The sequence below is a fragment of the Kocuria dechangensis genome, assembly GCF_014636775.1.
In the GTDB taxonomy this organism is placed as follows: domain Bacteria; phylum Actinomycetota; class Actinomycetes; order Actinomycetales; family Micrococcaceae; genus Kocuria; species Kocuria dechangensis.
This window is the reverse complement of the sequence record NZ_BMEQ01000016.1, coordinates 82332-93322: the sequence shown is the minus strand read 5'-3', so window position 1 is coordinate 93322 and position 10991 is coordinate 82332. Positions and strand designations below refer to the sequence as shown.

Genomic DNA, 10991 nt, shown 5'->3' with positions numbered 1-10991 from the left:
AGCTGGGAACACCGGCGACCCGGATGGCCTTCGACGCCGAGCACGAGGCCGTGCTGGCCACCCTGGCACGGCGCGACCGGTTGGATGCGGCGATCACCGCGATGGCCGCCGACTCCCCGTTCACCCCGGTCGTGCACCGGTTGTGCTGCCTGCGCGGGATATCGACGCTGACCGGGTTCGGACTGGCCGTGGAGATCGGTGACTGGGACCGCTTCACCGGCAACACCATCGGCGCCTTCCTCGACCTGGTGCCCTCCGAGCACTCCTCCGGGGCGAGCAGAGCACAAGGGCCGATCACCAAGACCGGCAACGCCCACGCCCGCCGCCTGCTCGTGGAGGCCGCCTGGCACCACCGCCCCGCCTACCGCATCGGGGCCACCATGCGCGCCCGCTGGGACAACGCCCCGGCCGCGGCCCGGGCCCGAGGCGACGCCGGCAACCGCCGGCTGCACGAACGCTGGGTGCGGATGCTCGAGCGCAAGAAGCGACCCACCGTGGCTAATGTGGCCATCGCACGGGAGCTGGCCGGGTGGTGCTGGTCCCTGGCGGTGATGGAGGACTGATCCGCCACCCCTGAGCTGGTCCCTCGACGCTGATCCTCAGGCAGCGCGTGGAGCGATCCGCGATACACCTATGAGCAGCCCCGCAGTGCCCTGTTGCGGTGCGACGCTCGATGCTAGACACGCGGTCCGCTCCAGCCGAACACCGTCCTGCGGTACCCAACCCGCGCATATCAGTCTGACCGCGCGTCGCCACCGACACCCTTGCCGGACCAGTGCCGAGACGGACCAAGAAGAGGCGCCGCCCGGAAGCCATCCGGACGGCGCCTCACCCTGCCCTCTTGACAGGAAACCCCTACATATCAGGTGTACTGGCCCGCGACGGCGGGTGCCCCCGGTGCGCCGGGGGCACCCGATCTCATTGCCGGGAACGTCTACAATACGGCCTCGTCCTCAGCCCGCCATGCCAGGTCGGCCGCGGCCCGAAGAGCCAGCACGGCGGCCCTCGTCCACGTCTCCGAAGTGTCCGCAGCTCGCTCCGGAGAAGGCCCTACTGCCCGTAGAATAGCCGGTCGAAGACCGCCCGTGCCTTGCGGGTGGTGCGCAGGTAGTCCTCCTCGAGCTGTGCGGCCCCACCGTGCGGGTAGCCGCACCAGCGGGCCACCGCCTCCAGGTCCGCCCGCTTGGCCGGCAGCACGTCCGAGCTGCGCCCGGTGCGCAGCACGTTGCCGTTGCGCGCGGCCGTGGCCAGCCGCCACGCGGCCGTCAGCGCCGACGCGTCCTCGGCGGTGATCAGGCCCGCCCGCTCCGCCGCCCGCAGCGCGCCGAGGGTGCTCGTGGTGCGCAGCCCCTCGACCCGGTGCGCGTGCTGGAGCTGCAGCGTCTGCACGAGCCACTCGACATCGGAGAGGCTCCCGCGGCCCAGCTTGAGGTGGCGCGACGGGTCCGCGCCGCGGGGCAGCCGCTCGTTCTCCACGCGGGCCTTCATCCGCCGGATCTCCAGGAGCCGGCGCTCGGGGAACTCCTCGGGGTAGCGGTGCCGGTCCACCACGCGCCGGAACGCGGCGGCGAGGTCGTCGCTGCCGGCCAGCGGCAGGGCCCGCAGGAGGGCCTGGAACTCCCAGGTCTCGGCCCAGCGCGAGTAGTACTCGGCGTAGGAGGCCACGGAGCGGACCATGGGCCCCTGCTTGCCCTCGGGCCGCAGGTCGTTGTCGATCTCCAGCACCCGCTCCGCCACGATGGGCGGGGTGCACGGGGCCTTGAGCAGCTGGACCATGCGCTGCAGCAGCGTCTCGGCCTGCTTCCGGGCCTGGTCCGGGTCGGCGTCGTCCACGGGCTCGTAGACGTACATGACGTCGGCGTCCGATCCGTAGCCGATCTCCCGTCCGCCCTGCCGGCCCATGGCGACGACGAGGACGTCGGCGAGCCGGCCCTGCTGACCGTAGACCTCCCGCTCCGCGACGTGCAGGGCGCCGAGGATGCAGGCGCGGTCGATGTCGGACAGCGCCGCGACGACCTGCTCGACGTCGAGCAGCCCGGAGGTGTCCGCGAGCGCCACCCGCAGCTCCTCACGGCGGCGGATCAGCCGGATCATCCGCATGGCCTCGCCGGACTCCGGGTGGCGGGCCATCTGGGAGCGAATCTCGGTCCACAGCGTCTCGAACGGGACCGGGCGCAGGGCCTCGTCGTCGCCGAGCCAGGCCGTGGCCTCCGGGGAGTTCTCCAGCAGGTCCGCGACGTAGCGGGAGCTGGAGAGGATCTGGCACAGCCGTTCGGCGGCGGCGTTGGAGTCCCGCAGCAGGCGCAGGAACCACGGGGTGGTGCCCAGGGACTCGGACAGCCGGCGGAAGCCGAGCAGCCCGGCGTCGGCGTCGACCCCGTCCGCGAACCAGGAGAGCAGGACGGGCAGCAGCGTGCGCAGGATCTCGGCGCGCCGGCTCACGCCGCGGGTGAGCGCCTCGATGTGGCGCACCGCGGCCTTGGGGTCGCGGTAGCCCAGGGCGGCGAGCCGGTCCCGCACGGACTCGTCGGAGAGCCGCGTGTCGGTGTCGGGCAGGTGCGCGAGGGCGGCGAGCAGGGGGCGGTAGAAGATCCGCTCGTGCATGCCGCGGACGTCGCGCTTGATCCGGCGCCAGTCCTCGAGCAGCTGGTCCGCGGAGGGCCGGGCGGTGTCGGCGGCCCCGCGCACGGAGCGGGCGATCACCGTGAGCTCGCGCTCGTCCTTCGGCATCAGGTGGGTGCGGCGCAGCCGGAACAGCTGGATCCGGTGCTCGAGCAGGCGCAGCCAGCGGTAGTGGGCGTGGAAGCGCTCGCTGTCGGCCCGCCCGATGTAGCCGCCCTCGGACAGGGCCGCGAGGGAGTCCGTGGTGGCCTGCGTGCGGACCCGCTCGTCCGTGCGCCCGTGCACGAGCTGGAGCAGCTGGACGGTGAACTCGACGTCGCGCAGCCCGCCCGGCCCCAGCTTGATCTGCCGCTCCCGCTCGGCCCCCGGGATGTTGTCCGTGACCCGGCGACGCATGGCCTGGACCGACTCCACGAAGTTCTCCCGCGCCGAGCTGCGCCACACGAACGGCTCGATGGCCTCCCGGTAGGACCGGCCCAGCTCGGGGTCCCCGGCGATGGGGCGGGCCTTGAGCAGGGCCTGGAACTCCCAGGACTCGGCCCAGCGCTCGTAGTAGCGCACGTGGGACTCCAGGGTCCGCACGAGCGGGCCGTCCTTGCCCTCGGGGCGCAGGTTCGTGTCCAGCTCCCACAGCGGGGGCTCGCCGCCCCGGGCCATGATCGCCCGGGCGGTGCCGGCGGCCAGGGCCGTGGCGATGCCGCCGGCCTCGGTGGGGTCGAGGGGCGCCTCCCCCTCGGGGTCGTCGACGGCCATGACGTGGACGACGTCGACGTCGGAGATGTAGTTGAGCTCACGGGCCCCGCACTTGCCCATCCCGATCACGGCGAGCCGGACCCGGTCCACGCTCGCGGCCGGCCACGTGCCGGCCGCCTCCGCCCGGGCGACGGCGAGCGCGGCGTCCACGGCGGCGCCGGCGAGGTCCGCCAGCTGCCGGCCGACGGCGGGCATGTGGTCGACGGGGTGCACGGCGCCGACGTCGCGGATGGCGATCCGGGCCAGCTCCCGCCGGTAGGCGGTGCGCAGGGCGCTGTAGGCGTCGTCGCCGGTGCCCGAGGCCACGGGGGTGCGGGCAGTGGGGTCTGCGCCCACCGCGACCAGCAGGTGGGCGCGCAGCTCCTCGGCGGGGATCTCGTCGGGCTCGGCAGCGGCCGGCTCCGCGAGCAGGTCCAGGTGCTCGGGCCGGCGCAGCAGGAACTCCCCGAGAGCCTCGGAGGCCCCCAGCAGCCGGAACATCGTCTCGGACTCGTCCGTACCGGCGTTGATCCGCCCGGCCAGCTCCGGGGCGCGCTCCAGCAGCCGGACGGTGAGCTGCAGGGCGACGTCGGGCGAGGCGGCCAGGGCGAGGCCCTCGAGCAGCCGGTCCCGGTCCACCTCCTCCAGCTCGGCGAAGCCGAGCCAGCGCTGGGCGTTGCGGGTGTCGGCGAAGCCGACCTTGATCAGCCGGCCGGAGGCGACTGCCTCGTCGGCCGACGGCGCGTGCTGGGGAGGATGGGTCATGGCGCGGTCCGTCCGGGGGTGTCGGGCACGGGTGAAGGGCGCGCGGCCCGCCCGCGGGCGGGCCGCCGGCGGCTCAGAGGATGCCGAGGTTGTTCTTCAGCTCGAAGTGGGTGACCACCCGGCGGTAGTCGTTCCAGTCGCGGCGCTTGTTGCGCAGGAAGTAGTCGAAGACCTGCTCGCCGAGCAGCTCGGCCATGAACTCCGACTCCTCGGTCTCGCGGATGGCGTCGTACAGGCTCGAGGGCAGCGGGTTGTGCCCCAGGGCGCGGCGCTCCGCGGAGCTCATCGCGGCGACGTCGTCCATCTCCACCGGCGGCAGCTCGTACTCGTTCTCGATGCCCTTGAGCCCCGCCGCGAGGAGGGCGGCGTAGGAGAGGTAGGGGTTGGTGGCCGAGTCGATGCCGCGGTACTCGATCCGGGCCGCCTGCACCTTGTCCGGCTTGGACAGGGGCACGCGCACCAGCGCGGAGCGGTTGTTGTGCCCCCAGGAGAGGTAGGAGGGTGCCTCTCCCCCGCCCCACAGGCGCTTGTAGGAGTTGACGAACTGGTTGGTGACCGACGTGAACTCGGGGGCGTGGCGGAGGATGCCCGCGATGAAGTGGCGGGCCGTGCGGGAGAGCCGGAACTCGGAGCCGGCCTCGAAGAAGGCGTTGGTGTCCCCCTCGAACAGGGAGAAGTGGGTGTGCATCCCGGAGCCGGGGTGGTCCGTGAACGGCTTGGGCATGAAGGTCGCGTAGAGGCCCTGGGAGAGGGCGACCTCCTTGATGACCGTGCGGAAGGTCATGATGTTGTCCGCCGTCTGGAGGGCGTCCGCGTAGCGCAGGTCGATCTCGTTCTGGCCGGGGCCGGCCTCGTGGTGGGAGAACTCCACCGAGATCCCCACGGACTCGAGCATGTTGACGGCCTTGCGGCGGAAGTCCTGCACCACGCCGCCGGGGACGTGGTCGAAGTAGCCCTCGTGGTCGACCGGCACCGGCTGGCCGTCCTCGTCGAGGTCCGGGGACTTCAGGAGGTAGAACTCGATCTCCGGGGCCGTGTAGCAGGTGAAGCCCATGTCGGAGGCCTTGTCCAGGACCCGGCCGAGGACGCCCCGGGGGTCGGAGGCGGAGGGCTCGCCGTCGGGGGTGAGGATGCTGCAGAACATCCGGGCCGTGGGCTCCGTCTCCCCGCGCCACGGCAGGATCTGGAACGTGGAGGGGTCGGGCTGCAGCAGCATGTCCGACTCGGACACCCGGGACAGGCCCTCGATGGAGGAGCCGTCGAAGCCGAGGCCCTCGTCGAACGCGGCCTCCACCTCGGCCGGGGCCAGCGCCACGGACTTGAGGGCGCCGACGACGTCCGTGAACCACATGCGGACGAAGCGGACGTCGCGCTCCTCGATGGTCCTGAGGACGAACTCCTGCTGACGGTCCATGGTCTTCTTTCCTCGTCTTCCTGCCCTGCCGTGCCGGCCCGCCCGCGCGCCGTGCCGCCCGCAGACTCACCCTGTCCCACTCACTCTAACGTGCGCCCCGGCACCGCCCGCCGGGGCGTGCGCGGACGCGGCCGCTAGGCTGGGGACCATGACCCAGCAGCCCCAGGATCCCCCGCGCCCGCAGCCGGGCGCCCTCGACGTGCGGCGGGTCCGCACGCACCACCTGCTCGAGGCGAAGCGCCGCGGCGAGCGGTTCACCATGCTCACCTCCTACGACGCCCTGACGGCCGCCGTCTTCGACGCGGCGGGGGTGGACACGCTGCTGGTGGGCGACTCCGCGGGCAACAACGTCCTGGGCTACCCCACCACGATCCCCGTCACCGTCGACGAGTTGCTCCCGCTGTGCCGGGCCGTCGCCGGGGCGGCCGAGCGCGCCCTCGTCGTCGTCGACCTCCCCTTCGGCTCCTACGAGGCCTCCCCGGAGCAGGCGGTCGGCACCGCCGTGCGCTTCCTCAAGGAGGGCGGCGCCCACGCGGTCAAGCTCGAGGGCGGCGCCTGGTTCGCCCCGCACGTCCGGGCGATGACGCAGGCGGGGGTGCCCGTGGTGGGCCACCTCGGCTTCACCCCGCAGAGCGAGCACGCCCTGGGCGGCTACCGGGTGCAGGGCCGCGGCGACGCCGCGCAGGCGCTGGTCGAGGACGCCCTCGCGCTCCAGGAGGCCGGGGCCTTCTGCGTCCTCATGGAGATGGTGCCGGCCGAGACCGCCGCCGCCGTGGACGCCGCGCTCGAGGTCCCCACCATCGGCATCGGCGCGGGCGCCGGCACCACGGGCCAGGTGCTGGTGTGGCAGGACATGCTGGGGCTGCGCCGCGGCAGGATGCCGCGGTTCGTGCGCCAGTACGCGGACCTCCACGGCGTGGTCACCGACGCGGTGGGCCGCTACGTGGCGGACGTGCGGGAGGGCCGCTTCCCGGGCCCCGAGCACAGCTTCTGAGCCGCCCCTGGTCCGTCCCCGCAGCCGTCCCTGCCGGGGCGGGCCTCCTCCGGAGCGGCCACGCCGCCGGGCGGGCTCAGCCCTCCTCGTAGGCGCGGTCCTCGTCGTCCCACTTCTTGGACCGCTCCGCCGCGATCTGGAGCGCTCGCTGCGCCTCCTCGCGGGTCGCGTACGGGCCGAGCAGCTTCCGGTAGTCGGACTGGGGCCCCTCCTCCACCTGGTGCGTGTAGGTGTTGAACCAGAACTCGCCCATGCCGTCTCCTTCCCTCGTCGCGGCCTGACCGCGCCGGTCCTGTGACCGCCCGCGGGGACCGGGACCGGTCCCCGGCGCGTTAGGGTAGATCCTAGGCCCGAACCGGCTCGAACGGGGCCGGGCGCACCCGATCCAGGAGGTCCTGACCCCCGTGCCCACGCACAACCGACCCGCCACCGCCCCCGGCAGCACCGCCCCCGAGGGGGCCCTCGCCCCCGGCGCGCTCACCCCGCCGCTCCCGGTGCCGACCTCGATCCCCCGCCCCGAGTACGTGGGCCGCGACGAGCCCGACGAGGGCCGCGGCGGCAACGTCTACACGCCCGAGGAGATCGAGCACATCCGGGAGGCCGGCCGCATCGCCGCCCGCGCGCTCCGGCTGGCGGGCCAGGCCGCCGTGCCGGGCACCACCACCGACGAGCTGGACCGGATCGCCCACGAGTACCTGTGCGACCACGGGGCCTACCCGTCGCCGCTGGGCTACCGGGGCTTCCCCAAGTCCATCTGCACGTCCCTCAACGAGGTCATCTGCCACGGCATCCCGGACTCGACCGTCCTGGAGGACGGCGACATCGTCAACCTCGACGTCACCGCCTACAAGGGCGGCTTCCACGGCGACACGAACGCGACGTTCCTCGTGGGCGAGGTCGACGAGGAGTCGCGCCTGCTCGTCGAGCGCACCGAGGAGGCCCTCAACCGGGCGATCAAGGCGGTCCGGCCCGGCCGGGAGATCAACGTCATCGGCCGGGTCATCGAGAAGTACGCCAAGCGCTTCGGCTACGGCGTGGTCCGGGACTTCACCGGTCACGGCGTGGGCCGCGAGTTCCACTCCGGGCTGATCGTCCCCCACTACGACGCCGCGCCGTCCTACGCGACCGTCATGGTCCCCGGCATGGTCTTCACCATCGAGCCCATGCTCACCCTGGGCACCATCGAGTGGGACCAGTGGGACGACGACTGGACCGTGACCACCCGGGACCGCCGCCGCACCGCCCAGTTCGAGCACACGCTGGCCGTGACCGAGGACGGCGTGGACGTGCTGACCCTGCCGTAGACTGCCCACTGATCAACAGACTGCCCACTGATCATCCGACCACGGCCCCGAGAGGACCGCCCCATGACCTCACCAGACCGCACCGCCTTGGACGTCCCCAGCCGCCGGATCATCGGCGTCGACTTCGGGGGCACCGGCACCAAGGGCGGCATCGTGGACCTGGACACGGGAGAGCTCGTCGGCGAGCGCTTCCGCATCCCCACCCCGAAGCCGGCGACCCCCGAGGCCGTGGCCGACGTCGTCGAGCAGATCGTGGCGGAGCTGCAGTCCCGGCCGGAGGCGCCGGAGGCCAACTCCCCCGTGGGCATCGTCTTCCCCGCGATCATCAAGGAGGGCGTCGCGCTGTCCGCGGCGAACATCGACAAGTCCTGGATCGGCACGAACGTCGACGAGCTGATGACCGAGCGGCTGGGCCGGCCCGTGGAGGCCCTCAACGACGCCGACGCCGCCGGGCTGGCCGAGGCCGTCTACGGCGCGGGCCGCGGCGTGAAGGGCCTCGTCATCGTCATCACCCTGGGCACGGGCATCGGCTCCGCGCTGATCCTCAACGGCCAGCTCGTGCCCAACGCCGAGCTCGGCCACCTCGAGATCGACGGCCACGACGCCGAGACCCGTGCCTCCGCCGCCGCCCGCGAGCGCGAGCAGCTGCCCTGGAAGAAGTGGGCGACCAAGCGGCTGCAGCGCTACTTCAGCCACGTGGAGTTCCTGTTCTCCCCCAACCTGTTCGTCGTGGGCGGCGGGGTCTCCAAGAACGCGGACAAGTTCCTGCCGTACCTCGACCTGCGCACCCCGGTGGAGGTCGCCCAGCTGCGCAACAACGCCGGCATCGTGGGCGCGGCCCTGTGGGCCGGCACCCCGCACGCCCCGGAGAGCTGAGCCGCACCGTTCCCACGACGACGCCCCGGTCGCCTTCCGTACGGAAGGGGACCGGGGCGTCGTCGTTGATGCGTGGGTGCGGCGTCGGTGCAGCGCCCGGGGCCGAGGAGCAGGAACCCGCCCCGGGTTGCGGGCGGAAGGTTCCGGGCAGAAAAAACCCGCTGAGAGCCGCGGCTTCCCCTCCGCGGCCCCCAGCGGGAGCTTGTTGCGTTCCCCACTGTACGGGCACTCCCTGCCGGCGGCAAGAGGTCCGGGCGGAAAAATCGGCCCGTCCCGGCCGGGACGGGCCGCTGGATCAGAGCAGTCGCGGCTGGGAGACGCCCTCGGCGGCCTTGCCCCGGGGGCGGCGGCCGGAGCGCTTGCGCGTCCCCGGCCCCGGCGGGTCCGCGACGGCCGGGATCGTCTGCTGCCCCGTCTGCTCGGCCTGCTGCTGGCGCAGCAGGTCGATGGCCTCCTCGAAGTCGGACAGCCCGGCGAACGCCTGGTAGACGCTCGCGAAGCGCAGGTAGGCGACCACGTCCAGCCGGCGCAGCGGGGCGAGGATCGCCAGGCCCACCTCGTGGGCCTCGATCTCGGCGGCGCCCATGGCCCGGATCGTCTCCTCGACCTCCTGGGCGAGCATGGCGAGGTCGTCCTCGCTCACCGGCCGGCCCTGGCAGGCCTTGCGGACCCCGTTGACGATCTTCTGCCGGTCGAAGGGCTCGGTGACCCCGGAGCGCTTGATCACCGAGATCGTGGTGGTCTCGAGGGTCGTGAACCGGCGCCCGCACTCCGAGCACTGGCGGCGGCGGCGGATGGCCGTCCCGTCGTCCGTGGTGCGGCTGTCGACGACGCGGGAGTCGTTGTGACGGCAGAACGGGCAGTGCACGCCTGATCAGCCTCCGGTGCGGATCGTGATGGCGCGGCCGTGGGCGGGCAGGTCCTCGGACTGCGCGACGGCCACGATGTCGTCGCCGATCTGCGCGAGGGCGTCGCGGGAGTACTCCACGATCTGCACGGCCTTCAGGAAGGACGTGGTGGACAGGCCCTGGGCGTGCACGGCCGTGCCGCCGGTGGGCAGCACGTGGTTGGACCCGGCGGCGTAGTCGCCCAGCGGGACCGGGCTGTACGGGCCGAGGAAGATCGCGCCGGCGTTGCGCACGCGGGCGGCGACCTCCTGCGGGTCGGCGGTGTGGATCTCGAGGTGCTCCGCCGCGTAGGCGTCCGCGACGGCGACCGAGGCGTCGAGGTCGTCGGTGAGCACCACCCCGGACTGGGGGCCGGAGAGCGCGGTCGTGATCCGCTCCCGGTGCTTGGTCAGCGGGACCTGCACCGCGAGCTCCGCCGCCACGCGCTCGGCGAGGGCGGGCGAGTGCGTGATGAGCACGGAGCCGGCGGCCGGGTCGTGCTCCGCCTGGGAGATGAGGTCGGCGGCCACGTAGGCGGGGTCGGCGGTGTCGTCGGCGAGGACGGCGATCTCGGTGGTCCCGGCCTCGGCGTCGACGCCCACCACGGAGCGCAGCAGGCGCTTGGCCGTGGCCACGTACACGTTGCCCGGGCCGGTCACGGTGTCCACCGGCTCCAGCACGTCGTCGCCGTCCGTCACGCCGTGGGCCATGGCGGCCAGGGACTGCGCCCCGCCGATCGCCCAGACCTCGTCCACGCCCAGCAGGCCGGCCGCGGCGAGGATGGTGGGGTGGGGCAGGCCGCCGAACTCCTTCTGCGGCGGGCTGCACAGCACGACCGAGCCGACCCCGGCGGCCTGGGCGGGCACGACGTTCATGATCACGGACGAGGGGTAGACCGCCAGCCCGCCGGGCACGTAGAGGCCGGCGCGGCGCAGCGGGGTCCACCGGTGGACGAGCACGGCGCCGGGGGCGACCTCGATCCGGGCGTCCGCCGGGCGCTGGGCCTCCGCGAAGGCGCGGGTGCGCTCGATCGCGGTCTCGAGCCCGTGCCGCACGGCGGGGTCCAGGGCCTCGACGGCCCGGCGGATCTCGGCCGGGTCCACGCGCAGCCGATCCTGCACCACGCCGTCGAAGCGCTGGGCGTAGCGGCGCAGGGCGGCGGCGCCCTCCGTGCGCACGGCCTCGATGATCTCCTCGACGGCGCGCTGGGCGGACTCGAGCGACTGCGGGCTCTGCCGGGGCACGACGGCCCGGAGCTCGGACCAGGACAGGTGCCGGCCGCGGAGGTCGATCGTGCGCAGGGCGGGTGTCGTGGTCGTCTCAGCTGTAGTCACGACATCCATGGTATTCCACCCCGGGCCCCCGGCGCGGCCCGGCCGCTGCGCCCGCCGGATCGG

9 protein-coding genes are annotated in these 10991 nt (G+C 73.4%); 4 read left to right on the top strand and 5 right to left on the bottom strand.

The features are described 5' to 3' along the window. The coding region (locus IEW07_RS14105; protein ID WP_188538325.1) for a transposase at positions 1–563 on the top strand (563 nt) is incomplete at its 5' end. A gap of 487 nt (positions 564–1050) precedes the next feature. On the opposite strand, the gene IEW07_RS14100 is transcribed toward IEW07_RS14105, so the two are convergent. Together IEW07_RS14100 and glnA are read right to left on the bottom strand one after the other, a co-directional pair. Continuing rightward, on the bottom strand, positions 1051–4119 hold the full coding sequence (locus tag IEW07_RS14100; protein ID WP_188538324.1) for a bifunctional [glutamine synthetase] adenylyltransferase/[glutamine synthetase]-adenylyl-L-tyrosine phosphorylase: 3069 nt from the start codon (positions 4117–4119) through the stop codon (positions 1051–1053). Between the two features lie 73 nt (positions 4120–4192). Continuing rightward, a complete protein-coding gene (gene glnA / locus IEW07_RS14095; RefSeq protein WP_188538323.1) occupies positions 4193–5533 on the bottom strand; it encodes a type I glutamate--ammonia ligase in 1341 nt (446 codons plus the stop codon). A 148-nt stretch (positions 5534–5681) separates the two neighbouring features. Between glnA and panB the strand changes: the two genes are divergently transcribed. Further along, positions 5682–6527: a 3-methyl-2-oxobutanoate hydroxymethyltransferase gene (panB, locus tag IEW07_RS14090; protein ID WP_188538322.1), complete on the top strand. Its 846-nt coding sequence runs from the start codon at positions 5682–5684 to the stop codon at positions 6525–6527. Between the two features lie 76 nt (positions 6528–6603). On the opposite strand, the gene IEW07_RS14085 is transcribed toward panB, so the two are convergent. After that, positions 6604–6780 carry an SPOR domain-containing protein gene (locus tag IEW07_RS14085; RefSeq protein ID WP_188538321.1) on the bottom strand — a complete coding sequence of 59 codons (177 nt, stop codon included), beginning with the start codon at positions 6778–6780 and terminating at the stop codon, positions 6604–6606. Between the two features lie 151 nt (positions 6781–6931). Here IEW07_RS14085 and map point away from each other — a divergent pair, with 151 nt between their 5' ends. Beyond that, complete coding sequence (map, locus tag IEW07_RS14080; RefSeq protein WP_188538319.1) at positions 6932–7831, top strand: type I methionyl aminopeptidase; 900 nt, start codon at positions 6932–6934, stop codon at positions 7829–7831. Positions 7832–7894: 63 nt separating this feature from the next. Next, complete coding sequence (gene ppgK, locus IEW07_RS14075; RefSeq protein ID WP_188538317.1) at positions 7895–8707, top strand: polyphosphate--glucose phosphotransferase; 813 nt, start codon at positions 7895–7897, stop codon at positions 8705–8707. A 295-nt stretch (positions 8708–9002) separates the two neighbouring features. On the opposite strand, the gene nrdR is transcribed toward ppgK, so the two are convergent. Together nrdR and hisD are read right to left on the bottom strand one after the other, a co-directional pair. Then, on the bottom strand, positions 9003–9575 hold the full coding sequence (gene nrdR / locus IEW07_RS14070) for a transcriptional regulator NrdR (RefSeq protein ID WP_188538314.1): 573 nt from the start codon (positions 9573–9575) through the stop codon (positions 9003–9005). A 6-nt stretch (positions 9576–9581) separates the two neighbouring features. Then, positions 9582–10937, bottom strand: a complete 1356-nt coding sequence (gene hisD, locus IEW07_RS14065; RefSeq protein ID WP_188538313.1) for a histidinol dehydrogenase — start codon at positions 10935–10937, stop codon at positions 9582–9584. Between the last annotated feature and the right edge of the window lie 54 nt (positions 10938–10991).